The organism is Ureibacillus yapensis (genome assembly GCF_003515775.1).
GTDB lineage: Bacteria > Bacillota > Bacilli > Bacillales_A > Planococcaceae > Ureibacillus > Ureibacillus yapensis.
In genome coordinates this window covers 113139-138193 of record NZ_QWEI01000006.1, presented here as the reverse complement: position 1 = coordinate 138193, position 25055 = coordinate 113139, and the positions used below count along the sequence as shown (strand labels likewise).

Below are 25055 nucleotides of genomic sequence, written 5' to 3'. Positions count from 1 at the left end.
TTTTATTTGAAAACGCTTGCAAAATAATAAAAAAAGAGCATAATAGAGTCATAGGGGAATTTGTCGAAATTGTGACAGAGAATCTTATGAGCTTACTAAAATAGACTAAATACACTGGAGGTTTAGTTAGATGATATATGCAAATCCGAATTCACAAGGCGCTATTGTTAACTTTAAGGAACAATATGAAAACTTTATCGGCGGCGAGTGGGTTGCACCGGTAAACGGTCAATACCTGGACGTCATTTCACCGGTAACTGGACAAGTTTTCACGAAAGTACCTCGCTCTTCTGAGGAAGACGTGGAATTGGCGCTTGATGCAGCGCATGCGGCAAAAGATGCTTGGGGGAGTACTTCTGTTGCCTACCGCGCTCAAATTTTAAATAAAATTGCAGATCGCATTGAAGATAACCTTGAAATGCTTGCTGTTGCCGAAACTTGGGACAACGGGAAAGCAGTTCGTGAAACATTGAATGCGGATATGCCTTTGGTCGTGGATCACTTCCGTTACTTCGCAGGCGCTATTCGTGCACAAGAAGGCGGCATCAGTGAAATCAATGGCGATACAGTCGCTTATCACTTCAACGAACCGCTTGGCGTGGTTGGACAAATCATTCCTTGGAACTTCCCGCTGTTAATGGCAACGTGGAAAATCGCACCAGCGTTGGCTGCAGGTAACTGTATCGTGATGAAACCAGCCGAGCAAACACCTGCTTCCATCAGTGTATTGCTTGAATTAATTCAGGACCTTCTGCCAAAAGGTGTACTTAACATCGTTCAAGGGACAGGCCTGGAAGTTGGGAAACCACTTGCAACGAACCCGCGCATCGCGAAAATCGCGTTCACTGGTTCAACTGCAGTAGGTCGTTCCATCATGCAATATGCAACTGAAAACATCATTCCGGTAACATTGGAACTTGGCGGTAAATCACCGAACATCTTCTTCCCGGACGTAATGGATGCAGATGATGAGTTCTTGGATAAAACAATTGAAGGGTTCGTATTATTCGCGCTAAACTCAGGCGAAATTTGTACTGCTCCTTCACGTGCGTTGGTACATGAATCCATCTACGACAAATTCATAGAAAAAGTCATGGAACGCATTAAAGCAATCAAAATCGGCAACCCATTAGACACGGAAACAATGATGGGTGCACAAGCTTCCAAACAACAATTGGATAAAATCCTTTCTTATATCGAAATCGGTAAACAAGAAGGCGCTGAACTTTTAATCGGCGGTTACCAAAACAAATTGGAAGGCGACTTGGCAGAAGGCTACTATGTGGCGCCAACTGTATTCAAAGGCAACAACAAAATGCGCATCTTCCAAGAAGAAATCTTTGGTCCGGTACTTTCTGTTACAACATTCAAAGATTTTGACGAAGCTATCGAAATCGCCAACGATACTTTATACGGCTTAGGTGCCGGCGTATGGTCACGCAATGGCGAAATCGCCTACCGTGCAGGACGTGCAGTCCAAGCAGGCCGTGTGTGGACAAACACATATCACCAATACCCTGCTCATGCTGCGTTCGGCGGCTACAAACAATCCGGTATCGGCCGTGAAAACCACCAAATGATGCTGAGCCACTATCAACAAACGAAATGTATTTTAGTTGGCTACAACAAAGGATCCATGGGCTTCTTCTAAGATGGAAAAAGTCATCGCGACCGATGCTGCCCAAAACGTCATAGAGCAATTGCAGCAACAACATGGCGAGCTCATCTTTATTCATTCGGAAGGCTGCTGCGATGGAACGTCCCCCATTTGCATGACTGCGGGCGACTTTTATCTCGGCAGCCGGGATGAGCAAATCGGAACGGTTTCAGGTGTGCCATATTATATGCATACGTCAAACTTTCCTTACTGGCAGCATTTGCAAATTGTTATTGATGTGGTTGATGGGATTGGCAATTCGTTTTCATTGGAAAGTAAAATGGATCAGTCTTTCGTTATCCGTGCCGCAAAGATAGAATAATATTTTAAATACAACACCCTTCGCTTCTTTATAGAGCGAAGGGTGTTTTCGTTTATAGACAGAGGAAAACTAATGTGGCGATACACTTACCGGTGGGTGGTTTCTTCATACACTAAAACTTAGCTTTGATTGTTTTAAAGATTCCCAATCCTGTAAGTTTTAACGTCATTTTTTCATTTGAAGAAAGATGTTTTTCAACGAAAATTGATAAATTGTCTACTTTGATTTCATGATAGTTATGCAAATCTTTTGGTTTTCCTAGATGCGTTATAAAATCCTGAATGGGAGGTGCACAGCAAGCATTGACCCCAATGGTTTTTACGGAAAGTTGGTTCCCTTTTGACTGCAGCCAACTTCTCACTTTTTCATCCAACTCGACATGCATCAAAAATCACTCACTTTCATCTAATCTTGAAAAAAGGAGCGTCTTCAAATGACTTTTGTCAGACGCTCCCTCAGGATCAAATACGCCTTGGCGTATTTGCGTCCAGATTTTATCGAGCTCGCTCGATAAACTTCCTTTAAAATCTGTGACATCCGCCGGAGGCTTTAATTTCATTCAGCTGAGGTTTGAACCCCCACTGAATTGAAATAACTTTTGCATTCATCTTACCACTTATAAAAGCTGGAGACTTCCGCTGAATGATATTAAACTGTTTGTTTCATCGTGGCCGGTTGATTGAAGCGCGGATGCTTCCATAACTCAATCCACTTTTTAATCGCAAAAATTACTACGATTAAACCTAATACCAGCATGATGACGGATAGAATACCATTCAACATACTAAATCCTTTTGCTTCTGTATTCCAGTATACGTTTTTGATCATCCAAAATGCACCGGCGTTCACTGTTGCGTATAAGTAAACAAGCGGTACTAAACAAGTTAAAGCATACCACCGTTTATCGGCAATTTTTAGGACAACGGTTGTCCCGATCACCAAGCCAATGGTAGCCATTAATTGGTTCGATACACCAAACAATACCCAAATGGAGCCGATATCGCCCGAGAATAGCAAGTAACCCCAAGCAAAACATGCAAGTGCACTGGCAAAAATCGACCCCGGCAGCCAGTCTACTTTTTTCAACGGTTTATAGAAATTACCGAAGAAATCTTGAATTAAGTATCGCGCAACCCGCGTACCTGCATCAATTGCAGTAAGTATGAACACCGCTTCAAACATGATAACGAATTGATAGAAGTAGGATGCCAAATTATAGAACCACGGAATTTTCGCGAAAATATAGCTCATCCCGACAGCCAACGTTACGGCACCACCCGTACGCCCTTCAAGATCCATACCGATTTCTTCTTCTAATTGCGGTAAGTTCACAACTTCCATTCCAAGCGTACTAAATACTTCCGGTGTCGAGTTAATCGCAAAATAGTCACCTGGATGCAAAGCAGTGGCAGCAATTAACGCCATTACCCCTACTAAACTTTCAACAAGCATCGCACCAAAACCGATTGGGCGAATATCCGACCATTTATTCAGCATTTTCGGTGTTGTCCCTGATCCAACAAATGCGTGGAAACCAGAAATCGCACCACAGGCAATGGTAATCGAAATGAAAGGCCATACCGGACCTGCAATAACAGGACCACCGCCATTAACAAATTCTGTTACAGCTGGGAACTCAATAACCGGGTTTACAAAGAATACCCCAATGATTAACGCAATAAATACACCGATTTTCATAAATGAACTTAAATAATCGCGCGGCGCTAGCAACAGCCATACCGGTAAAGCAGCTGCAAAAAATGCATAGACCGGCAAAATAATCGATAATTGTGTTGCATTTAATGTAAGCAGATCTCCAAGTGCCGTACCTTGAATAGAAGGTCCAATAAATACCCCTACCATTAACAAGATAAAACCAACAGTAGACGTCAGCTTTAAATTACCTGTGAATTTGTAAGCAATGCCGACTAAGATGGCAATTGGAATTGTAATCCCTACTGCGAACGTTCCCCAAGAGTTATCGACTAATGCGTTAATCACGACCATCGATAAACCTGCCATCGTAATGGTAATGATAAATAACATCGCCAATCCTGTACAGAAACCAGCAACAGGACCCAGTTCATCTCTTGCTACTTCTGATAAAGACTTCCCTTTTTTCTTCATCGATGCAAATAAGACAACGGCGTCATGAACCGCTCCACCAATAACTGCCCCGATCAATAGCCAAAGCAATCCAGGCAAATACCCAAATTGAGCTGCTAATATCGGACCAACCAACGGACCGGCTGCAGCGATGGCAGCAAAATGGTGCCCAAAAGCTACCCATTTATTCGTAGGCACATAATCTTTTCCATCATTTAATTCATGAGCTGGTGTTGGTTCAGAATCATTAATTTTTAAAACTTTATTTGTAAAGAAAATACCATAAAATCGATAAGCAATGACCAGTACACAAATCGATCCTATTACGATTGTTATTGCATTCATAATGTGCCTCCTTCTTAGAAATATAGAATATATGATACTAGAATTCTTTTTGTATTTTTTGAAAAAATCAAAAAACAATGAATTTCGCTTATATCTTGTTATAGTACAGACATGAAGCAGAAAATTTTATTATGAGCGAAAGAAAATTCAAGTATAAAAAGCATAATGTTATATAAAACAACCGGAAATTTGATATATCGATATACGTAGTCTGTTATATCACAATAATAACATCTTCATATTCCTCTGCCTACCCGAAAAATTAAAAAATCTGTACAAGTAAAAAAGGCCCTGCAGATTTCTCCACAGAACCTTCAAATTATTCTATTTTACCGTAATCTCTTTCCCATTTGAATGGTAGAAGTTGATGTTCTTTAACTTCACGCCATTCGGAATATTCCATTGCTGAACATTTTCCGCGCCTCGGATTTCTTTGATTTTGTTTGTTTGAAGGCGCACTTCTTTTACTTCTTCGCCGTTGAAGTCAATTACGGCATTGTGTTCAGACGGGCTGATTGTCACCTTTTTATTGGCTAAACCTGCTCCTTTTAATGTTACAGATGCTTGTACAAAAATCTCTTCTTGTTCAACTGCTTCATCGATATTTACAACTGAATAGGGTTTAGTGATTTTTAATTTTTTCGACGTTGCATCCTTTAGATTATCCGTTTTTCTTTCTTCTTTGATAATTCCAAATGCATCAATCACAAATGGTTCGCCATTGTTGATGTTTTGATCGATTTCGTACGTGATGCCCGTCAACTTGTTGCCGTCGATGTTAAACTCCACAAAGTTTTGAACCTGGCTTCGAACTGGGCGAGAATCATTCGTAGGATCTGCTCCGTATTTCGCAGCGCTGTTTTCATCCGCTACTTCAAATAAATCATAGTATGCAGGATCAATCTCTTTATTTTTGTAGTAAACCTTTGGACCTGCAGTTGCAGGGATTACGTAAATTGTTCCATCCGGATTTACGGAATATTCTACTTCGATTCCTTCAAACTCTTCCGTTGCTTTGTCCGCTTCTACCGCATTGCCTTCTTGAATCGGCTTCGTGCGGGCATAGATATGGTCATGACCTTGCAATACCAAGTCGACACCTAGCTCATACAGCATCGGCGGCAGTTTTTCTCGAACGCCATTTTCGCCCATGATATCGTCATCTGTTGCATGGTTTGAAGTCGTATATGGACCCTTGTGGATATTGGCAATAATCCAGTCAATGTTTTCATTTGCTTTGGCAGCTTTGATGTCTTCTTGCAGCCATTCAATTTGCTCAGGCGAGAAGTTTTGGTATTCTTCCGAATCTTCATTTGTATTCAAGATAACGAAATGTGCATTTTCATAGTCGTATGAATAATAAGCGCCTGTTTCTGTTGAAGAACCTTCCGGCGTCTTCACATTAAAATGTTCATAGAAAGAGTTTTTGTCTTCATCATGATTTCCTGCAGAAGATGCAAATGTTGTGTTCATCAAAGTTTCTTTGGAATGGTCAAGAACCCATCCCCATTGCTCTTCTTTAGATCCAGTATCCACAATATCGCCATTTCCAAGGATAAACTCTGAATCTTCTACAGTTTGACTCGCTTTTGCAAATGTTTCAGATGACAGAATCGCTTCTTCTTCTGTTTTGGCTTGCGTATCCGTCAGGTTGATAAATGTAAATTCATCGTCCCCTTCTGCTGTGACAAACGAACCAACGTCACTCCAAAGATCTAAGGACGCATCCCCAACGCGGTACTGATATTCCGTTCCTGGTTTTAAATCTGTCGCTACTGCTTTATGAACAATAAATTCCGGCGCATTCGTCGATCTTTGATAACCGCCAGTAAATGTTACGGCATTTTCAAAGTTTGGTTCGCCCGAAGTTTTTTCAACGACTTGTACATCACTATTAATAGATGCTTGTGATGTATACCAAGTAAATCCTTTCGTTGTCTCCGTGTCCCCATAGAAAGACACGACTACACGGGAAACTTCCCCAACTGCAACATTCGGGTTTGGAAGCGGTGTAGTTGTCCAATCGATTATTTCCGGAATTTCCGTTACAGCCTTGATGGACATTTCAAACCAAAGGTCGGAGCTGTCTCCCCCATCTTGATGCACTTCAGCAGAGATGATATTCTTTCCTTTTTTCAGCGCATCCGTTGGGATATAGAATGTTTCTTCTTTAGCCTTGAACTTCCCTGGTGTATCATAAGCAAGGTCTACACCTTCTTCAATTCCTTTTCTGAATGCTTCTTCTCCGTTAATGTAAACGACTGCCCCGTCATCCACATGAATGTACATTTCCAGTCCTTCATACCCCTCAAGGGAAGGAACGTCTACTTCCGTTTTAAAGTAAGTTGTCATATGTTTGTTATTTTCATCATTACCGAAACTTACTTCCGTACCTAACGGAATATTCGGGTTTGTTTCGGAAACAGCATCCCCAAAACCTAGTGGGGCTTTGCCTGTTTTCCAGCTTGAAGTATCATAGTCATTGTTGCGCCATTCCGTTCCAAGGTCTGTTCCTTCATCGGAATAGCTCCATACTGCATCGTATGGCAATAGAACACTCTCTTCTGATGCTTGCTCTTCAGCCTCCACGGCATTTGCAAAGTGCGTAAAATTCGGGAACACCAATGCAAATACTAGGAAAAATGAAAGCAGCATTTTGCATGATTTGTTGCTTTTCAATCCTGGATTCACTTTCGTAACACTCCATTCTTCTATTTTTAAACTATGTATATATCTTAGAGGTTACTTATCAGTTTATTAAATCAGTTTTATGAATGTTTTAAAAAAATGGTAAGAATTTATTAAGTTTTGTAAAAATAAAATACTTTTTGTTAACATTGACCCTCAAAAAAAGATTGATCTTTGCTTTTAAAGATCAATCCTCCTTGGAAATTCTTATTTTCCATCATTCTTAAGTTGTTTTTCCGCTTTAATCGCTTTTGCCAAATAAATGATCAACAGCACGATGCCTGCACCCGAAACCACAAGACTGAATAAGAAGCCAATCAGCCATGCCGTAAAAGATAGCTCTAAGCCTGTAAGCGTAAAAATCGCAATTAATACGATGCCGATAAACATCAACAATAAACCCCAATTTTTCAATGATGTACCTCCTCTTGCTGCCCCTGGACAAAAAAATACTCTTTTCCTTATCTTAACGAATTCTTCCGCTGCCCCGCAAATTAAACAACCTTTTCAGATGGGTGTTTCAATCTTTCATCATACCAAAAGTAGTGTTTGGCAAAAAAGAGAAAAAGTTTACTTATTACGATGGATTCTAAGGCTTTTTTTTCGGTAGTTCGGAGGAAGTGGCCATGATACGATATAAGTTATATAAGCGCTTATATGATAAGAGATTCACTTTTCAGCCTCATAGATTAACTATAGAAAATTTCCAAGATAATGAAGGAGGTTTTTTTGAGTTGAAAAAAAGTACTTTTGTCAGCACATTGCTTATCATTCTTTTCGCTATTACTGCGTCCTTTGCGGGCGCTAAAGCGTTGTACGAAACAAAACCGGTCCCTAAAGGAGAAAGACATTCGATAACTGAAATCATTTCTCCGGATAGTAAGTGGGAAAAAATCACAACAGGCAGCGGATTTATGGAAGGCATCAATTTTGACCGCAAAGGCGATATTTGGATGGTGAGCCCGCCTACTGGGGAAATTTTAAAGGTGAAAGACGAGAAAGCCGTTCGCGTTGGAGAAACATATAAAATGCCGATTGGCGCGAAGTTTCATCAGGATGGCCGTTTGTTTGTGACGGATGGGATGGGCGAGCTTTACGCTTACAATCCTGCAACCGGCAAACGCAAAATCATTGTTAATTCTTATAATGGAAAGCCTTTTAACGGGTTAAATGATCTGGTCTTTGATGATAAAGGCGGCTTATATTTTACTGAGCCAATGGGATCAAGCGCTACCCACCCAACCGGACGCGTCTTCTACTTGCCTCCGAACAGCTCGGAAGCAGTCCTGTTCTCGGAAAACATCGCCTATCCAAATGGAATCGCCATTTCTGCAGATGGCCAGCGGGTTTATATTTCCGAATTTGATAAAAACCAAATTCTTTCCGTTCCTTCGATGACTGCGGAGAAATCACCGGAAACCCCGTTTGTGTTTGCGCGTTTTGAAGGAGGAATTGGTCCAGATGGGTTAACCGTAGATTCGGAGGGCAACCTCTATGTCGCTCATTTCCAAGCGGGCGAAGTGGTCGTGGTGGATAAAAGCGGCTTTAAAGTGGGCAACATCCGATTGCCTGAAGATGCAGGGACATTTGTAACAAATCTCGCATTCCACGATGGCCATCTTTACGTAACCGAATCTTCCAAGAATACAGTTTGGCGTATTAAAGTGAATAAAACAGGCCTTCAACCATATGGCTTGAAATAAACGTTTGGCTTTATTGCTAGGTGTCTGTGGTGGCCAAGCTTAGATTTCAAAATTACGCAGGAATGTTATCGGCATTCTTGCGTTTTTGTTTGTGGAATTATCATGAAAACAACCATTTCCCCTTCTTCTCCTGTATGAAGGAGACATTATTTGAAAAATCTACTTTTAGAGGATTTCATTTTCCGCATTTTAGCCCTGCTTATTGAGAATATTGCTTTAGAGCGTTTATAATTGAGTATTTCTCACGTCGCTTTTTGAAAATACTGCTTTAGAGCACTTCTAATTGAGTATTTTCAGCCCTGCTCATTGAAAATACTGCTTTAGTGCACTTCTAATTGAGTATTTTTCGCGTTGCTCATTGGAAATACTGCTTTAGAGTACCTCTAATTGAGTATTTTCAGCCTTGCTTATTGAAATTACCGCATTAGAGCACTTCTAATTGTGGATTTTCAGCTCTGCTCATCGAAAATGCAGCTTTAGACACTTCTTTATTTTTAGCAGCGCTCACCGATTCAATCAAATTTTTTTGAAAGACCGCTTTGCTCAAAACAATCTGCAGCCTTTTAAATTTCACACATAAAAATGTCCGGAATGGAAAAATTAATGAAGGTTACCATAATCCATTGAAGGAGATGAAGAGGGATGTCAGAAGTTTTATACACTTCCAGTGCAACCGCTTTTGGGGGCATAGAAGGCAAAGTACAATCCGAAGACCACACTATTGACATGGAAACCGTTCTACCAGGAAGTCAAAAGGATGAGGACTCGTACGAAGCTACAAACCCAGAACAATTATTTGCTGCAGCGTATGCGTCTTGCTTTGATAGCGCTTTGCAAATTGCAGCCGATCAAGCGCAAGTCGAGTTTGAATCCGAGGTTACTGTTAATGTCAGTTTATTGAAAGATGAAGAAGATGGCTATCAACTGGCAGTTGACTTGCAGGTGAAAGGTTATAATATTGACCAAGAGCAGCTACAACAACTTGTGGAGAAAGCAAATCGCATCTGGCCGTACTCGGATGATAAAAGAACGAATATGGATTTTAGCATAGATGTTCATTCAGTAGGCTCTTAATTGGCAAAACCCTGATTGACTAAGTCAATCAGGGTTGTCGTGTTCTAAATGTTTATCCCCGAGGCCACTCTCAAATTACTCTTTTTCTTTTTCTTTCTTCTCTTTTTCTTTTTCTTTCTTCTCTTTTTCTTTTTCTTTCTTTTCCTTTTCTTTCTCTTTCTTCTCTTTCTCTTTCTCTTTCTCTTTCTCTTTCTCTTTTTCTTTCTCTTTTTCTTTCTTCTCCTTCTCTTTCTCTTTCTCTTTCTTCTCTTTATCTTTATCTTTATCCTTCTTCTCTTTCTCTGCTTCCTTCTTCTCTACTTCTTGTCTTGCTTTCTGTACTTTCTCTTTCTCCCCCTGTTCTTTTAGCTGTTTGCTTAGTAATGATAAGTCGAATTCCTTTTGGGAAAACTCTGTCATAGACTGGGAGAAAATTTCTTTAAATATATTTGTGACGGTAGTGTTGTTGGGTTCCAATATATAATGATTTTCATCCGTTTTATCGTATCCCATCCAAACTGCCCCAACAATCTGGGGCGTATATCCGACAAACCAATGATCCTTTGCTCCTCCTGTATTCGCAAAGGGAAGCTGTGTTGTTCCCGTTTTACCGGCCACTTCCCAGCCCCCCACTCTAGCATTCATTCCCGAACCTTCTTCAACAACCCCTTTGAGCATATAAGTTATCTTCTGGGCCACTAAGGGATCCGTGACTCTTGTAGCATTATGATGCCATTTTGCAATAATCTCGCCATCTGCATCTTCTATTTTTTGAATCGAGTGTGCCTCTACCATTTCACCATTATTGGGGAATGTGGAGAACGCTTGAGCCATCAACAAAGGCGATACCCCTTCATTCAACCCACCAAGTGCCAAACCTAGATTATAATCCTCTTCCTTTAATTTAATGCCGAAACGCTCCACTGCATTCGTGCCATATTTTAATCCCATTCTTTGCAGCAACCATACCGCAGGGACGTTATAGGAATGGATCAACGCTTCATACATGGTCACTTCTCCACGGAATTGTTTGTCATAGTTCATTGGCTGATATCCGTCAAAATTAATAGGTGAATCTTGTAACCGATCGTAAACTTCGTACCCCTGCTCCAAAGCAGGAGTATATACCGCCAATGGTTTCATTGTAGACGCAGGCTGTCGTTTCAGTTGAGTGGCACGATTGAATCCTCTATACGTATGTTCCCCTCTCCCTCCAACAAGTGCGTTGATTCCGCCGGTTGAAGGGTTGATAAAGATTGCACTGCTTTGAATCAGCTGGTCAGGTTGCCCTTCAGGAAACATCTCTGCATCCCTATACACCTGTTCAACAGTGTTTTGTATGGCAGGATTCAATTCTGTATAAATATGAAGCCCACCCGAAAGAACCTCATTCTCTGTCAAACCATATTTATTTATAGCCTCCTCAATAATATGGTCAACATAATAAGGATATTTGCCTTTATAATCATCAATCTTCTTGCCCTCCAAGACGATTGGCTGCTCTTTTGCCTTTTCGGCATCACTTTGACTAATGTAACCTTCCTTTTCCATTAATGATAGAACCAGATCTCTCCGTTCAACCGATTTATTCATATCTTTAAATGGCGACAAGTTGGATGGTGCCTTAATCAATCCCGCCAGCATAGCAGACTCCCCTAAAGTCAGTTCACTAACATCCTTGCCAAAGTATGTTTGTGACGCACGTTGGATGCCCCATGCTCCTTCTCCAAAATAAATCTGGTTTAAGTACCGTTCCATAATTTCTTCTTTGGAGTAGGTTTGTTCAATTTTTTTCGTCAAAATGAGTTCTTTAAACTTTCTCGTATATGTACGTTCTTGTGTTAAAAAAACATTTTTAGCCAACTGCTGTGTGATTGTGCTTCCTCCTGCCACAATTTCCCCGCTTATCATGTTTTGAGTCAATGCCCGAACGATTGCAATAAAATTAATTCCCTCGTGCTTGTAAAACCTCTGATCTTCTGTTGCAATTACAGCATGAATAAAATGTTCGGGAATTTGCTTTATGCTAACTCCTTCAATATTGGAAGCCTCTATCTTACTGGCTACATCTCCATTTTGATCATAAATAATCGTCGGCAGCGGAGTCGGTTCTTCCAATTTACTAACATCGCTTGTCCAAACTAAAATATTAAATATGAGTAAGCAGCATAAAACAAATACTGAACCTGCCGCTAAAATTTTTATCATCATTTTTTTATCTTTGAACTTACTCCATATTCGCCCGTTTGATTTTCGGTGCTGCCTTCTTTCCATTCTTCTCACGTTTGTTCCACCTTCTAGTATGACAATCTTTATAACTTAGCTTCTGCATAAATGTTATTGTTAGTTATCAAATATACATAGTCAATAGGGAATTTGTAATCTGCTACTTTCTTCTCTTTTCGTATTTTTAGCTATTTTTTTCTGTATTTTCTCATTTGTTTCAAGCATCCATTATTATTATCAAATGTTTCAATCTTGTTATAAAAATTAAAAAAGGGCGCATATGGTTTCTTTTTCGCAGAATTAACTTTATAATGCGCACAAGATGATTTTTTAAGAGAAAATTATACTTCTAGCTTAAGGAAGGAAGTCGAGTTTATGAAAAAATTGATGTATACATTATTAACCGGTCTAATGGCCGTTGTTTTAGCAGCATGCGGAGGAAATGAGGAAAGTAAGGAAACTAAAACTGATGATCAAGCAGAAACAGCAGTAAACGATCAAAAGGAACAGCAAAAGCAAATGGAAGAAATGCAAAAGAAATTGGAAGAACAGCAAGTTGATGAAGAGAAAACTGTTGCCGTCGTGAATGATGAGGAAATTTTAGGAAAAGACTATAATATCGTTTTAGCATCTACACAGGGGCTAATACAGCAAATGGGACAAGATCCGACTTCCAAGGAAGGTGCGGAGCAAGTGAAAAACCAAACGATCGACAGCTTAGTCGGTCAAACCCTTCTTCTTCAAGAGGCAGATAAAAAAAGCTATAAAGCTTCGGAGGAAGAAATTAACAAGCAGCTGGACCAAATAAAAAAACAGTTTAAAACAGAAAAAGAGTTCGAAGACTTTCTTAAAACTACCGGATTGGATATGAAAACACTTGAAACGCAAATAGCTGACGGCATTAAGCTTCAACAGTACGTGGAAAAAGAAGTGCCGGGTGGCAAAGTAACAGATGAAGAAATTCAAAAAACATATGACCAATTCGCGGAACAAGGAAAGAGTGCTGGACAAGAAGTTCCAAAGCTAGAAGATATGAAACCGCAAATCGAACAAAGTCTTCAGCAGCAAAAACAGCAAGAAGTTCTCGCTCAGCAGGTTGAAGAGCTAAAGAAAAATGCGAAGATTGAGATTAAGATCTAAAAGTACTACACAAAAAACAAGGGCTGTTGGCAAATGCCCTTTCAAACGGAAAGAAGATGACTCTCATGGAGGGTTCATCTTCTTTTTTATGTACATAGAAATCGAGTGTTAAAATAATTATCCAGTGATCCTATTCTTGCAGAACAGTGCCTTGTTATTCTAGAATTACGCTGGATTCTGGAAGCTATCAAATTTTTATACTCTTTATCTGTACAGTTGTTGGATATCCAAAAGGCCTCGGATAATTAAAATCCGAGGCCAATACAAATTTAATACTTTAAATAGCTTATCCTTAGCCATTGTTACGGCTGCTTGCATCTTTGTTTACGGTAATGAGTCCAGTCTGCCTCTGCAGCCTGGATCTTCTTGCTTCGTAAATCATTGTTTATCCTAGGAACGTAGTTTTTTGGGCAAATTGAGCAGGAAATTGCGTAGGGCAGTACCGATCTCATGGGGAGAGTCTTCCTGAAGAAAGTGGCTGCCTCGCACAGTTACTTCCTGTTGATTCGGCCAACTGCGCGCGAATTCAAGAGCGTCACCACGCAGCACCACTCCAGGATCTCCGACTACTAGAAGCTTCGGTATAGAACTTTGTGCAAGCCATGCTCCGAAAGACTCTACGACCTCCACCACATCTGCTGGATAACCGTCAATCGGTAATTCGCGAGGCCATTCCAAGGTAGGCTTCCGAGAGTCTGGCGTTGGGTAAGGGGCCCGGTAAGCGTTCATTTCCTCTTCGGTTAGGTTACGCATCACACTCATTGGCAGGACCTTCTCGATGAAGAGGTTCCCTTCCAGTACAAGCTTTTCCCCCTCCGTAGAGCGTATGGCAGCGAAAACTTCAGGGAAGTCGCCAAGTGTCATCGGCTGGACATGCGTTTCCATGTAGACGATTGCTTTCACCTTTTCTGGATGTCGTTTTGCCCAATGGTGGCCAAGATCTCCACCCCAGTCATGGACTACTAAAGTTACATTCCTATTCAGGTCCAACGCATCAAACCATGCGTCAAGGTAGCGCACGTGGTCAGCGAAACGGTAGCCACCGTCAGGGGCAGGGCCCGATGCCCCCATGCCAACCAAGTCCGGGGCAAGGCAACGGCCAATATCCGAAACATGGGGAATAACATTTCTCCAAAGATAAGACGAGGTAGGGTTGCCATGCAGGAAAACAATCGGGTCTCCCTCACTGGTATCAACGTAGCTGATTTCTGTTCCGAGAACCGAGACACGCTTTCGCGGATGAGGGTCAACAGCTGAGATTTCATACTTACTCATGGGACTTGTCCCCCTCCATTTTAGTAATTTCGCCTATTAGAACTTGATCATCATTATAAGTATGTTTCACATTGATGTCTTTTGAAACTGCTGAAATTTTACAAACCTTTTTATCCATTTTTATCATTCTCCCTTCAATAATCGTTAGTATTTATATAGGTGCAATATTGTACCTACCATTCGGTACAATTTATAGTCTAGCATTCAAAAAAGTTATGTTCAAAAAATAGCTTCTACTAAGCAAGTTTGTATTGATTGCGAATCACATCGATAACATTGATTAAAAAATGAATGTTTTGTTGGTTTTTCATTAGCAAAATACCGCCTTCAATCATAGCGATCATTGCTTGAGCACTTTTTTTAGTATCAACAGTGGCGTCAAGTTGGCCTCGACTAATCATTTCATCTAAAGTTGCTTCTACAGCTTCAATCCAACGTTCGAAAATATATTGAATTTTAATACGAAAAGTTTCATCGTGTTCGCTCATTTCAATGGCTAAATTACCAATTGGACAGCCTGATTTCTTTTCAATTTCAGTATGAAAATTTAGTATTTTATCAAGCATCTTACTTAACTTAGAGGCAGGTTCAATTGTTGATTGAAAAATATCAATAATCAACTGTTTTTCCCATTCCTGAATTATATCTTCTACAACCGTTAGTCCTAGATCATATTTAGAGGAAAAATAATGATAAAATTGCCCTTTTCCAATGTTTGCAGCATGTAGAATATCGCTTATAGACGTTGCTTGATATCCCTTTGAATAAATAACCCCTCGGGCAATTGAAAGAATCTCTTGTTTTCTAGACATATTTACACACCTTCATCGTTGAATTTATACTTTATTATAGTATTAATAAGAAGCAACCTCAAAAAAATATAATTCAGACTAAATCAAAAGGAATATAGAGATATTGTGTTCTAAATTACAAATGCATCCTAATAGAAAATGACCATCAATGTTAGCTCGTACATAAGCCCACTGATGGCCATAAAGTACACTCAAATAAAAGAGATTAAAAAGGAGAAATTGAAATGGCAATACCATTCGATAAATACACGATTTACATTACTCTTGACGATGATAAAATTTATGAATTAAAGGAAGATTTCTCGAAAGAATTAGTAAATGAAATAAAAGTGTCAACTCCGAAGAAACCAACATTGCTGTTACATAAACAGCAGTTGGATTATGCAAAAACACATTACATGGAAAATTCTATTAAACTTGATAAAGAAACATGGACCAACTATTATAAAATGGGTTTTATCACTTTAATGGAATTAGATGAATTCACATCAAAATAACTGTCTTTATTTTAAATGGAACAACTTTATTGTAAAATCTAAGGCTGCATCCCAATAGATGCAGCCTTAGATTTTATTTTCATTTCTAAAAAAAGAAGGACATTACTCCATATCTCGATTTGTTGAAGAAGCTTAGTTTTCCCTGTTTTTACCCATTCATCTGGAGTCTTGCCTGAAATAACTGTATTACTATGTTTGTTATTTTATTTCTCACTTGCGGCATCTGCTTTTGTAGGGTGAACCGTTCCAAATGGGTGATTAGGCGGGGCGTAGATTGAATACAGCCTTAGCGGAACATTGCCTGTATTTGTTAAGTTATGCCATGTTCCGGCAGGTATGAAGATTGCATAGTCATCAGATACGTTTCTTCTAAAGTTTAAATTCTCTTTTGTATTGCCCATTTGAGTGACTCCTTGGCCCTGTTCAATACGTAAGAATTGATCCACATCGGGATGCATTTCCAGCCCGATATCCTCTCCTGGATTCAGACTCATCAAGGTAAGCTGCAAATGGTTTCCAGTCCATAAAGCCGTACGAAACGTATCATTTTGTTTTGTTGCTTCATTAATATTTATAGCAAATGGATTTGGCCCATAATCCCTTAATGCCATTCTATTATCGTTGGAAGCATGATAAAGATTAAATTGATTTTCATAAAGTAATTGATTAAGATCAGTCCAGTAAAACGGGTTTCCATTATAACTATTTACTGGCACATATCCATAATATGGACTTTGAAATGGGTACCCATAAGAATTATAATACACTTTTTTCATTCCCTTCCCAGTTTCATCGTATTATCATATGCGATTGTTCCTGGAACGTCTTTTGGAAAAATTCATAAATACTCGTGCGAATAAAATTAAGTCTTCCATATAATAGCTCAATCATGGAATAAAAAATCCTGCGTTTGCACACAGGATTTTAATCAAAATTTTTAAAAGCTTTTGCAAGATCTATCTAGTAAAGCCAGGTGTATTGTCTTCCCCAACTTTCCCTTGCCAGTGTTTCAATTCGCTGGATGACTTCCTCCTCCAGTTCGAAACCGTCACCCTTCTCGTATGGGTTGTAGTGGAAGGCATAGAGCCGCGCAGCAAACTGGTCAAACGGCAACGAGGCTTCTCCCTCTTCTTCTCCATGCCCTTTCAAACTAGGCTCGATTCCCTGTCCCCAGTTCTGGCCGCTGTCGTTATTCGGATTGTAAAAATAAACCCGGTATACTCCGCCTTCATCCATGGCAACACGTTGGATGGAGATGGCATGCAGCCCCAATAAGTTTCCATGCACATCCGTTACATAAATCCCCACCGGGTTCGGATAGATGAGTTCATAGCCATCATTAAAGGCTGGATGATGGGTAGCATAAAACATGCGCACAAACCCTGAATAATTGACTACCGAACCTGTCACTGGATCAATGATGTTGGCAAAGCCTCTTTGAACGCGCTCCCCGTAAAATTCGGGATTTACCCATTTATGTCCGTCTTCATTGCGAAGCGCCGTTCTTTTCATCATTTCATTATAGATTTTATCAAGATGCGGCACTAAAATTTTCGACACCGGGTCGAGTTCCTGGTGAATTTCCGAAGCAACCCCCTCGGTTAATAAAGAAGAATGAATACTATCGCCTTCAAAGGTCATATCCACATCATTATCCCTTGCCGCACGGATGATCAACTCGAGCAGTCTGCTAGCGTCATGCTGTGCCCACAGGCTGATGGCACGTGCGGATTGGCATGTCGGATTCAGTCCCTGCCCCACGCCCAGTGGTTGCCCCAGTACGCTGATTGCCCCCGCTACAAGAATAGCGTTTGCGGTTAATCCTTCTTCTTTCATTTCCGACGGCAACAATAGTTCCTCTACTTCCGGATGAATTTCAATCTCGAGCAACCGGCGAATCTCCATGGAGAGGGGCTCTTGCGAAAGCAGTCCCTTATTCAGTATTTTGGCAAGCCCGTAAATCGATTGGGCCGTTTGCGGGTGTATCGCCATTGTGATTAAATCTTGAACAAGTTCCAGCTGGTCATTTAAAAGAGCCTGCCCTAATTCAGAGAGATTGAGTGCAGTTGGGAGGATTTCGGAATGAGTATTTGCCAGGCATCGAATTAAAACAGCATGGTATGGAGAAACAAGCCCTGTTTCTTGCATAGACTGCGCAAACGCGATAGCTTCCTTTTCCACTTCATCTGCTAGAGCCTCTGTTAAGGCCAATTTATATTCCTTTAAATTTCCCGTTTTTTTGCTAAGTTGAGTTGGTGTACTAATGGCATCAATATACTTTTGGAGCGTTTCTTTTACTTGCTCATCCATGTCCGTTTCACAAATCTGCTTTGACATCGCAATCATGTTGATAATGCGATGTACCATAATCGGACGCTGGATGGTCAAACGGTCAATTTCTGCTGCGAGCCTCTTTGCGATGGACTGGAATGACAATTCATTGCCCAAGAAGTGAAAGAGCCTCTTTGCCCGCTCCATCTGCTCGCCAGCGTTTATTCTTGCTTCTTCTGTTTCTGGAGGAAATAAAATATCCAGGTTTAAAGCCAATACGCTTTCTAAAAACGATTTTGCTTCCTCAGCCGTGATTTCATCATGCTGGTAGATTCCTTTTGCAATGGCCAACATGCGCAGCTCGCTTAACAATTCCACAATCGAATTTACACCTTGCAATTTCAATGTCCCGCCCACTAGAGGTGCCTGCAGTTTTGAAGCATCTTCCCACGGACCGCCCTTGAAAACGCCGGCTTGGTCAAAACGGGCTGCATATTGGAACAATTCCTTTAATCCTTCTTCCGTCTGTGCCAGTTCGATTGCTCTTTGGAAAACTTCCGCTTGATGCGTATTTTTTGCAACAGGGGCTGCCTGTTCAAGTTGATTTAACGTTTGTTCAAAACTTACTTTTACAGTGTTCACTTGAGCCTCCATATCCAAATCCCTCCTTAAATAGTGTTGAAATTAAAAAAAGTCCCAGTAATATCCAAAAATTGTCACCTTTCATTTACCCTTTCTCGTTTTTTTTAAACGGCCGCTAACTCGTCTGTTTAATGAGAGAACCAAAAGTGTCTGTATGACAATAAAGCGAGAAAACCATACTGAAAGAGAATGAAAAGGTTTACTTTCTGTTTTTTAAGGTATATACACATTACACCTAATTATAGAAAGGAAGGATATTAATGAGCTTACGCGACTATTGCGGGAAAACAGATTTTTCAATTCTTCAATTTATCTTTAAAATGACAGAGGATATTACTGAAAAGGTGAAGGATAAAAAGTTGCATCATAAAGAGGATATCGCACAATATATCCATGAGCATATGGATCATTTCTTCCAAAAGTTCCAATTAAAACAAGCATTATTGCAAACATACAAGAATGAAGTTTTCAACAGCATCATGTTCAAGCTAAAACCAAATTTATCTCTATAGGAGTGGTATCATGAAAAAAGATGACTTTTTAGATACAGAAGCAACTGAAGCAAATATTGAATTAAATGAACGATTCAATGATGGGAAAGAAATTCCCCACAAGCAGGAAGTAAATTCTGCAACCGAGGCAAACATGGCCATCCAGGAAGAATTCTACGGCAAAAATAAAAAAGACGATGTACTGCCAACTTATCTTTACAACAACACGCCTGCAATTAAAATTAATCCGGATAATGAGTAACATGACATGAATGAAGGGACATTCACATAACCGTACCCAAAAAGTCAGCGGCAGACGATCCGGCTTTTGGGTACAGTAGTACATTAAAATGTCCCTTTTGCTTACATGTTTAGAGATGATCGGGTCTATATTTTGCGGTTGTTACTGGCGAGATTGATGGATAAATCAATTTCTTCCACAAAAATCCCATCTTTATTAATGTCCAATAACTCTTCTTTTAAATGGCTTTCAAACAAAAGCGCATTTTCACCCAAAAACCGCTTGGCTCCATATGAAGTTGAATAGAGATTGCCAATTATCGAATCCACTGTCCAAACATGCTTAAGAGTTGGCAGTTGGTACATTTCTAATTCGAAATTTGAATTCGATATGATCTCCTGATAGCTAACCGTTGGATTCGAATAGGTTGTTTTCCCTGCTCTTCTTATATCTCCATACCATTGCCTAACGACTTCACTCACTTTTGATTGCCACGGTAAAGGTTCTTTATTCGGTGAGTAATGATCTATAATGGCAACACCTCCACCATCTGAAATCATTTCGTATAAGGTATCAAGAACCCTTTCGCGATCCATCCAATGAAATGCCTTGGCAATAATGACTAACTTGAATTTCTTGTCCGTGATTTTCCGATATGCATGGAGTTCACCATTAAACCACTCTATATTTTCCACCCTAAACTCTCTTCTAAGCCGATCTGCTTCTTGAAGCATTTCAAGTTCCGTATCAATTCCAACGATTTCTTCAAACCAATCAGCAAAACGAAAAGCCAACTGTCCGGCTCCGCACCCTAAATCAAGCAGTCGACCTGTTCCATCGAGAGAAAATCGATTGATTAAAAACCTTACCAAGGAAGCTGGATAGAGGGGGCGATAACGCGAATAGTACCACGCAGTACCCTTGAATAATTCTTTCCCGTAATCTCCCATACTCGATCCCCCCATCTTTTTATCTTGATTGTTTTACTGTTTTAATTAATTCTTTAAAATAAACTGCAGCCTCAATCATTTTGGCTCCATACCAGAACATTTCACCATCCACCAGCAGAATTTTCGTGTCGGGGAGAAAAGCCTGAAATTCGGTCAGGTGTTTTTCGCTAAACGGAAATGGCTCAGACGCAAGGAAGAGGAAATCTAAATTGGCCGCGCTCAATTGTTCTTTTGAAACGGCAGGATACCTCTCTTCGGCTTGATTGTATGCGTTTTGAAAGCCAAGCCTTTTTAAAACATCGTTAATATACGTTGTGTCGCCCACCACCATATATGGTTTGCGCCAAATAGCATAAGCTGCTCTGCCCAATTGTTCATGCGGGAGTGCGTCAAATTCGTCCTTGATTTTTTGAATCATAGTGGCTGCTTTTTCTTCCGAGCTTGTTAATTGGCCCAATGTTTCAATTAACCGGAGCCCGTCTTGAATGCTTTGGACTTCGGATACAAAAACCGGGGCGATTTGCTCAAGCTGCTGGACGATTTCAGCAGTGTTTTCTTCCTTTTCCGCTAAAATCAGATCAGGCTCAAGCTGCTTGATTTTCTCTATATTTACTTCCTTTGTTCCACCGACAACTTCGATGTTCTCGACTTTCCCTTTTGGAAAAGTACAATATCTCGTGCGTCCAATCAACTTATTTCCAGCTTTTAAACTAAATATCGTTTCTGTAATGGCTGGGCAAATGGAGATGATTCTTTTCGGTTGGTCTGGAATTTTTACAGTTCTACTAAGATGGTCAACTATGGTTTGCATGAATATGCCCCCTTCTTGTTGTGGGTTTTGTTTAACTTTAATGTAGCATAAACTTTCGGTTGGTTGTTTGATGAATATGGGGATTTTGGTTAGTTTAAGAGTTAGTGTTGGTGGGTTTGAAAAGCTGGGTGAGGTTTTTAGGAGGAGTAGACGGGATGAACGGCTTTGCGGAAGATGATTCCGCTCCAAAAGCGCTTCATCGGTGGGTTGAAGAGCTTTTCGTCTGAAGAGCCTTCTCGCGGCCACATGCGCGCTAATTTCATACCCTCGAGTCTTTGAGAGCTCTTCTCGCGGACTCATTCGTGCTAATTTCATGCCTTCGAGTCTTTGAGAGCCCTTCTCGTGGACTCATTCGCGCTAATTTCATGTCTCCCAGTCTTTGAGAGCCCCTCTCGCGGACTCATACCTGCTAATTTCATACCCTCGAGTCTTTGAGAGCCCTTCTCGCGGACTCATTCGTGCTAATCTTATGCTTTTCAGTCTTTGAGAATCCGTCAAAAAAGCACTTCATCGGAAAAATGAAGTGCTTTTGGTTAGTCTGGAGCTGCAATTCATATCAAAATCATATGATTGCAACTATTCCGAAACAAGCTCCGTATTCTTGAACCCTTTTATCTGACTCAAAATCAGTGCGCCAATCAGCTGAATCACGGTTTTCACGATAATCTGGCCTACAATGGCAGCCGGCACTGCTTCCCAAGGCAAGAACCCTGCGCCAAGCGGGCTTAATCCAATAATAACAAAAACCGCAGAATCGAATATTCCGCCTACAACACCGCTATAAAAAACGCGCCAAGCCATTGGCAGTTTTAAGCGTGTATAAATCTCCGTATCAGCTGTTTCCGAAATCAAAAATGAAATGGCTGATGCCGCCACGATCATTAATGTATCTCCTAGCATCAAGGAAACGATGGCTGATAATACCAATGCCATCAATATTAACAAATATGTGTTTTTGCGACCGTATTTATTTTGCACCAGGTCGCGGAAAATGAACGTCATCCCTACCATAAGCGTCCCCATCGGCACAATAAACATGCCGAATTGCAAAGGTGCCATGGCCGCGGTCACTACGTTGGCAATGACGATTGATAATAAATAAAATAAAATTCTCATAATGTTTCTCCTTCAGTCAATTTCAACTGCGCTAAACCCCTCGCTTATTTCCCCAGATGAGGGTATGGAGCTGCGGCAGTACTTTCACGTCTTTTAACTCTTCATCCGCTATCACCAGATTAATCAACGCTTCGTACTTCGTCAGCAAATGTTGTACCAGCTTCCCATCATCCGTAGTGTGGATGTCATCATTTCCGACTTGCAGATATAACGGGATGGAAGGATAACGGAAGTGCATTTGTTTTGCATAGTCGTAATCCTCTTGATTAAATACGACAATCTTGAGGGAAATCTGCTGGTTGGGGTTTCGTGTTTTTAGTTTCTCAATGATTTCCGAAAGCATGTTATAGTCGGTTGTCATTCCGGAACTTGGCGGCTTTGGCGAAATCGTCAGTTCATCGATTTCATAGAGCCACTCTTGCCATTTGCTTCCCTGTGTTTCTACTCCGATTTTCACATTGTTTTCTTTCAATATCGCAACAAGTTCACCGAGATGGCGAAGCAGTACCGGGTTCCCCCCTGACAAGGTGACAAATGAAAATCCATTGCCACCAAGCCGCTTTAACTCCGCCCAAATTTCGTCGGCCGTCATTTGGGTAATGAGGTGCTTTCCACTGCCATCCCAAGTAAATGCCGAGTCGCACCAGGAACAAGAATAATCACAACCGGCTGTTCTGACAAACATCGTTTTCTGTCCAACGACCATGCCTTCACCTTGAATCGTTGGTCCGAAGATTTCCATAACAGGGATTTTACTCAATTTCCATCCACTCCCGTTTCACTTCCGCATAGCTCGTTGGCGTTTCATAAAGCCGGACAAATTCAACGCGTACCCCACGAGACCGTTGTTCGTCCGTTAAGCTTTCGGACAATTTTTCGTAAATCCACACAACCATGTTCTCAGCGGTTGTATTCATTAGCGGAAGCGTTTCATTTAAATAGCGGTGATCAAGATAAATTTCAATCTGCTGCTTCCAGATTTCCTTTATCTCCCCAAAATCAATCACCAACCCAAGTTCATCTGTATAGCCGCTGATTCCCAGTACGGCACGATACGTATGCCCGTGAAGGTTTTTGCATTTTCCCTCATAGGCGTGAAGATGATGGGCTGCATCAAAAGTAAATTCCTTACTCACCAGCACGCGTTTTGAATGGTACTTTAGCTGCTCGCGCTCGATATCTTTACCAAATTTTTGGAGCTTCTCGACAATTGAAAATTCAAACATGCCTTAACCCTCCTTTTTGGAATTCAGGTATTCATCAAGTCCTCGGTTACGTAACTGACATGCTGGACATTCCCCGCAGCCATCCGCTTTAATGCCGTTATAGCAAGTGAGGGTTTTTTCCCGAACAAATTCTAGGGCGTCAAGTTCATCCGCCAGTCCCCACGCTTGTGCTTTGTTCATCCACATAAGAGGGGTATGAATCACAAACGTGTCATCCATCGATAAATTCAAGGTCACGTTCAATGATTTGATGAAAATGTCCCGGCAATCCGGATAGCCGCTAAAATCCGTTTCGCAAACGCCCGTGACCAAATGTTTTGCCCCGACCTGACTTGCCAGCACCCCGGCAAAAGAAAGGAACAACAAATTACGTCCCGGTACAAAAGTCGATGGCAATTCGCCGTCTTCCCCTTCTTCCACTTCAATGTCCTGGCGCGTTAATGCATTCGGTGCCAGCTGATTAAGAAGCGACATATCAAGGATATGATGCTTCACACCAAGCTCCTGCGCAATTTCCTTCGCGCACTCGATTTCTAGGGCATGCCGCTGTCCGTAATCAAACGTCACGGCCTCCACTTCGCCAAATTGTTCTTTAGCCCAAAACAGACAAGTCGTGCTGTCCTGTCCTCCACTAAACACCACTACTGCTTTTTCTTGTTTCAACATTGGAAAACTCCTTTTCGAAAAGCGTAAGCGCCCTGCTTAGCCCCGACAAGCGCTGGAAGGTCCGAATCGAAAGCATCCTTTCGCTTTCGACCGAGGACCTGAAGCGACCTCGAGGGGCTGGGCGCTGAAGCTAGACACTATGAAAATAGAAAAACAGCACTAAGAAAATGCTGTTTTTCCTTAGTTTTTTAGAGAGGGTCGCTAATAACCTCTTGTGTATTGAGTTCTATGATTTTGCTTAGCGGTTATCGATTTTTTCAGGATTTAAATCATGATTCATTAAGCGATAATCGGCCATTTCTTCATACTTCGTTCCCGGTTTTCCATAGTTGCACCAAGGGTCGATCGAGATGCCTCCGCGAGGCGTGAATTTTCCCCACACTTCAATATAGCGAGGGTCGAGCAGCTTGATTAAATCGTTCATGATGATATTGACGCAGTCTTCGTGGAAATCCCCGTGGTTTCTGAAACTGAATAAGTACAATTTCAATGACTTGCTTTCCACGATTTTTTTATCTGGGATATATGAAATGTACATTGTCGCAAAATCCGGTTGGTTTGTAAGCGGGCACAAACTTGTGAATTCCGGGCAATTAAACTTTACGAAATAATCACGGTTGCTATGCAGGTTATCTACCGCCTCCAGCACTTCAGGCGCATACTCAAACGCATATTTTGTCCCTTGGTTCCCTAATAACGTTAAATCTTTTAATCCTTCTTCATGACTTCTTCCAGACATAAAAAAACCTCCTTGCAAATGTTTCCCAACACTTGTCAAAGAGAGGCCAGATGATGTCTATAAAAGCATATAAAAACA

The 25055-nt window shown here is 40.9% G+C and carries 25 protein-coding genes; 8 read left to right on the top strand and 17 right to left on the bottom strand.

Annotated elements, in window-relative coordinates:
- Positions 1 to 130: 130 nt before the first annotated feature.
- Both exaC and D1B33_RS12365 read left to right on the top strand, forming a co-directional pair.
- Complete coding sequence (exaC, locus tag D1B33_RS12370) at positions 131 to 1651, top strand: acetaldehyde dehydrogenase ExaC (RefSeq protein ID WP_118876706.1); 1521 nt, start codon at positions 131 to 133, stop codon at positions 1649 to 1651.
- A 1-nt stretch (position 1652) separates the two neighbouring features.
- On the top strand, positions 1653 to 1979 hold the full coding sequence (locus tag D1B33_RS12365; protein WP_118876705.1) for a DUF779 domain-containing protein: 327 nt from the start codon (positions 1653 to 1655) through the stop codon (positions 1977 to 1979).
- Positions 1980 to 2091: 112 nt separating this feature from the next.
- Here D1B33_RS12365 and D1B33_RS12360 read toward each other — a convergent pair whose 3' ends face one another.
- The 4 genes from D1B33_RS12360 to D1B33_RS12345 form a co-directional block, all read right to left on the bottom strand.
- Positions 2092 to 2364: a CC/Se motif family (seleno)protein gene (locus D1B33_RS12360; RefSeq protein ID WP_118876704.1), complete on the bottom strand. Its 273-nt coding sequence runs from the start codon at positions 2362 to 2364 to the stop codon at positions 2092 to 2094.
- 263 nt (positions 2365 to 2627) lie between these two features.
- The gene (locus tag D1B33_RS12355; RefSeq protein WP_118876703.1) at positions 2628 to 4430 is read right to left on the bottom strand and encodes a carbon starvation CstA family protein; all 1803 of its coding nucleotides are present in this window, start codon (positions 4428 to 4430) and stop codon (positions 2628 to 2630) included.
- A 324-nt stretch (positions 4431 to 4754) separates the two neighbouring features.
- Positions 4755 to 7121, bottom strand: coding sequence for a purple acid phosphatase family protein (locus D1B33_RS12350; RefSeq protein WP_233549471.1), 2367 nt, complete (start codon positions 7119 to 7121; stop codon positions 4755 to 4757).
- A 204-nt stretch (positions 7122 to 7325) separates the two neighbouring features.
- Positions 7326 to 7532, bottom strand: coding sequence for a hypothetical protein (locus D1B33_RS12345; RefSeq protein ID WP_118876702.1), 207 nt, complete (start codon positions 7530 to 7532; stop codon positions 7326 to 7328).
- Positions 7533 to 7852: 320 nt separating this feature from the next.
- Here D1B33_RS12345 and D1B33_RS12340 point away from each other — a divergent pair, with 320 nt between their 5' ends.
- Together D1B33_RS12340 and D1B33_RS12335 are read left to right on the top strand one after the other, a co-directional pair.
- Positions 7853 to 8821, top strand: coding sequence for an SMP-30/gluconolactonase/LRE family protein (locus tag D1B33_RS12340; RefSeq protein WP_233549470.1), 969 nt, complete (start codon positions 7853 to 7855; stop codon positions 8819 to 8821).
- 642 nt (positions 8822 to 9463) lie between these two features.
- Positions 9464 to 9895 (top strand): Ohr family peroxiredoxin, encoded by a 432-nt coding sequence (locus D1B33_RS12335; protein ID WP_118876700.1) that lies wholly within the window; start codon positions 9464 to 9466, stop codon positions 9893 to 9895.
- Between the two features lie 75 nt (positions 9896 to 9970).
- Here D1B33_RS12335 and D1B33_RS12330 read toward each other — a convergent pair whose 3' ends face one another.
- A complete protein-coding gene (locus D1B33_RS12330) occupies positions 9971 to 12148 on the bottom strand; it encodes a transglycosylase domain-containing protein (protein ID WP_233549474.1) in 2178 nt (725 codons plus the stop codon).
- A gap of 327 nt (positions 12149 to 12475) precedes the next feature.
- Here D1B33_RS12330 and D1B33_RS12325 point away from each other — a divergent pair, with 327 nt between their 5' ends.
- Entirely contained in the window at positions 12476 to 13240 is a 765-nt protein-coding gene (locus D1B33_RS12325; RefSeq protein WP_118876698.1) for a SurA N-terminal domain-containing protein, read from the top strand.
- Between the two features lie 390 nt (positions 13241 to 13630).
- Here D1B33_RS12325 and D1B33_RS12320 read toward each other — a convergent pair whose 3' ends face one another.
- The 3 genes from D1B33_RS12320 to D1B33_RS12315 form a co-directional block, all read right to left on the bottom strand.
- Positions 13631 to 14515, bottom strand: a complete 885-nt coding sequence (locus D1B33_RS12320) for a haloalkane dehalogenase (RefSeq protein WP_118876697.1) — start codon at positions 14513 to 14515, stop codon at positions 13631 to 13633.
- Positions 14508 to 14633: a hypothetical protein gene (locus tag D1B33_RS18775; protein ID WP_267897051.1), complete on the bottom strand. Its 126-nt coding sequence runs from the start codon at positions 14631 to 14633 to the stop codon at positions 14508 to 14510. The genes D1B33_RS12320 and D1B33_RS18775 overlap by 8 nt, the downstream gene beginning before the upstream one ends.
- A gap of 118 nt (positions 14634 to 14751) precedes the next feature.
- Positions 14752 to 15327 (bottom strand): TetR/AcrR family transcriptional regulator, encoded by a 576-nt coding sequence (locus D1B33_RS12315; protein WP_118876696.1) that lies wholly within the window; start codon positions 15325 to 15327, stop codon positions 14752 to 14754.
- Positions 15328 to 15551: 224 nt separating this feature from the next.
- On the opposite strand from D1B33_RS12315, the gene D1B33_RS12310 reads away from it, so the two are divergent.
- Positions 15552 to 15824 carry a hypothetical protein gene (locus D1B33_RS12310; protein ID WP_118876695.1) on the top strand — a complete coding sequence of 91 codons (273 nt, stop codon included), beginning with the start codon at positions 15552 to 15554 and terminating at the stop codon, positions 15822 to 15824.
- Between the two features lie 203 nt (positions 15825 to 16027).
- On the opposite strand, the gene D1B33_RS12305 is transcribed toward D1B33_RS12310, so the two are convergent.
- Together D1B33_RS12305 and D1B33_RS12300 are read right to left on the bottom strand one after the other, a co-directional pair.
- Positions 16028 to 16591 carry a cupin domain-containing protein gene (locus D1B33_RS12305; protein WP_118876748.1) on the bottom strand — a complete coding sequence of 188 codons (564 nt, stop codon included), beginning with the start codon at positions 16589 to 16591 and terminating at the stop codon, positions 16028 to 16030.
- A gap of 193 nt (positions 16592 to 16784) precedes the next feature.
- Positions 16785 to 18749: a hypothetical protein gene (locus D1B33_RS12300; RefSeq protein WP_118876694.1), complete on the bottom strand. Its 1965-nt coding sequence runs from the start codon at positions 18747 to 18749 to the stop codon at positions 16785 to 16787.
- Between the two features lie 248 nt (positions 18750 to 18997).
- Between D1B33_RS12300 and D1B33_RS12295 the strand changes: the two genes are divergently transcribed.
- Positions 18998 to 19249, top strand: coding sequence for a hypothetical protein (locus D1B33_RS12295; RefSeq protein WP_118876693.1), 252 nt, complete (start codon positions 18998 to 19000; stop codon positions 19247 to 19249).
- Positions 19250 to 19259: 10 nt separating this feature from the next.
- Positions 19260 to 19490: a hypothetical protein gene (locus tag D1B33_RS12290; RefSeq protein ID WP_118876692.1), complete on the top strand. Its 231-nt coding sequence runs from the start codon at positions 19260 to 19262 to the stop codon at positions 19488 to 19490.
- A gap of 125 nt (positions 19491 to 19615) precedes the next feature.
- Here D1B33_RS12290 and D1B33_RS12285 read toward each other — a convergent pair whose 3' ends face one another.
- From D1B33_RS12285 to queF, 7 genes are all read right to left on the bottom strand, one after another.
- Complete coding sequence (locus tag D1B33_RS12285; protein ID WP_118876691.1) at positions 19616 to 20419, bottom strand: class I SAM-dependent methyltransferase; 804 nt, start codon at positions 20417 to 20419, stop codon at positions 19616 to 19618.
- A gap of 19 nt (positions 20420 to 20438) precedes the next feature.
- Positions 20439 to 21230 (bottom strand): ABC transporter substrate-binding protein, encoded by a 792-nt coding sequence (locus tag D1B33_RS12280; protein WP_118876690.1) that lies wholly within the window; start codon positions 21228 to 21230, stop codon positions 20439 to 20441.
- Between the two features lie 576 nt (positions 21231 to 21806).
- A complete protein-coding gene (locus tag D1B33_RS12275; protein WP_118876689.1) occupies positions 21807 to 22346 on the bottom strand; it encodes a VUT family protein in 540 nt (179 codons plus the stop codon).
- A 31-nt stretch (positions 22347 to 22377) separates the two neighbouring features.
- Positions 22378 to 23106, bottom strand: a complete 729-nt coding sequence (gene queE / locus D1B33_RS12270) for a 7-carboxy-7-deazaguanine synthase QueE (RefSeq protein WP_118876688.1) — start codon at positions 23104 to 23106, stop codon at positions 22378 to 22380.
- Positions 23099 to 23572, bottom strand: coding sequence for a 6-carboxytetrahydropterin synthase QueD (queD, locus tag D1B33_RS12265; protein WP_118876687.1), 474 nt, complete (start codon positions 23570 to 23572; stop codon positions 23099 to 23101). The genes queE and queD overlap by 8 nt, the downstream gene beginning before the upstream one ends.
- A 3-nt stretch (positions 23573 to 23575) precedes the next feature.
- Positions 23576 to 24235 carry a 7-cyano-7-deazaguanine synthase QueC gene (gene queC, locus D1B33_RS12260; RefSeq protein WP_118876747.1) on the bottom strand — a complete coding sequence of 220 codons (660 nt, stop codon included), beginning with the start codon at positions 24233 to 24235 and terminating at the stop codon, positions 23576 to 23578.
- A 241-nt stretch (positions 24236 to 24476) separates the two neighbouring features.
- Positions 24477 to 24977 (bottom strand): preQ(1) synthase, encoded by a 501-nt coding sequence (gene queF, locus D1B33_RS12255; RefSeq protein ID WP_118876686.1) that lies wholly within the window; start codon positions 24975 to 24977, stop codon positions 24477 to 24479.
- Between the last annotated feature and the right edge of the window lie 78 nt (positions 24978 to 25055).

Excerpts from the sequence above, each read along its gene's own strand:
- D1B33_RS12365 (WP_118876705.1), top strand. The coding sequence starts at position 1,653 with ATGGAAAAAGTCATCGCGACCGATGCTGCCCAAAACGTCATAGAGCAA.
- D1B33_RS12355 (WP_118876703.1), bottom strand. The coding sequence starts at position 4,430 with ATGAATGCAATAACAATCGTAATAGGATCGATTTGTGTACTGGTCATT.
- D1B33_RS12285 (WP_118876691.1), bottom strand. The coding sequence starts at position 20,419 with ATGGGAGATTACGGGAAAGAATTATTCAAGGGTACTGCGTGGTACTAT.
- D1B33_RS12325 (WP_118876698.1), top strand. The coding sequence starts at position 12,476 with ATGAAAAAATTGATGTATACATTATTAACCGGTCTAATGGCCGTTGTT.
- D1B33_RS12280 (WP_118876690.1), bottom strand. The coding sequence starts at position 21,230 with ATGCAAACCATAGTTGACCATCTTAGTAGAACTGTAAAAATTCCAGAC.
- D1B33_RS12300 (WP_118876694.1), bottom strand. The coding sequence starts at position 18,749 with ATGGAGGCTCAAGTGAACACTGTAAAAGTAAGTTTTGAACAAACGTTA.
- D1B33_RS12335 (WP_118876700.1), top strand. The coding sequence starts at position 9,464 with ATGTCAGAAGTTTTATACACTTCCAGTGCAACCGCTTTTGGGGGCATA.
- D1B33_RS12290 (WP_118876692.1), top strand. The coding sequence starts at position 19,260 with ATGAAAAAAGATGACTTTTTAGATACAGAAGCAACTGAAGCAAATATT.
- queD (WP_118876687.1), bottom strand. The coding sequence starts at position 23,572 with ATGTTTGAATTTTCAATTGTCGAGAAGCTCCAAAAATTTGGTAAAGAT.
- queF (WP_118876686.1), bottom strand. The coding sequence starts at position 24,977 with ATGTCTGGAAGAAGTCATGAAGAAGGATTAAAAGATTTAACGTTATTA.
- D1B33_RS12330 (WP_233549474.1), bottom strand. The coding sequence starts at position 12,148 with ATGGAAAGAAGGCAGCACCGAAAATCAAACGGGCGAATATGGAGTAAG.
- D1B33_RS18775 (WP_267897051.1), bottom strand. The coding sequence starts at position 14,633 with ATGGATAAAAAGGTTTGTAAAATTTCAGCAGTTTCAAAAGACATCAAT.
- D1B33_RS12320 (WP_118876697.1), bottom strand. The coding sequence starts at position 14,515 with ATGAGTAAGTATGAAATCTCAGCTGTTGACCCTCATCCGCGAAAGCGT.
- D1B33_RS12360 (WP_118876704.1), bottom strand. The coding sequence starts at position 2,364 with ATGCATGTCGAGTTGGATGAAAAAGTGAGAAGTTGGCTGCAGTCAAAA.
- D1B33_RS12295 (WP_118876693.1), top strand. The coding sequence starts at position 18,998 with ATGAGCTTACGCGACTATTGCGGGAAAACAGATTTTTCAATTCTTCAA.
- exaC (WP_118876706.1), top strand. The coding sequence starts at position 131 with ATGATATATGCAAATCCGAATTCACAAGGCGCTATTGTTAACTTTAAG.
- D1B33_RS12275 (WP_118876689.1), bottom strand. The coding sequence starts at position 22,346 with ATGAGAATTTTATTTTATTTATTATCAATCGTCATTGCCAACGTAGTG.
- D1B33_RS12310 (WP_118876695.1), top strand. The coding sequence starts at position 15,552 with ATGGCAATACCATTCGATAAATACACGATTTACATTACTCTTGACGAT.
- D1B33_RS12315 (WP_118876696.1), bottom strand. The coding sequence starts at position 15,327 with ATGTCTAGAAAACAAGAGATTCTTTCAATTGCCCGAGGGGTTATTTAT.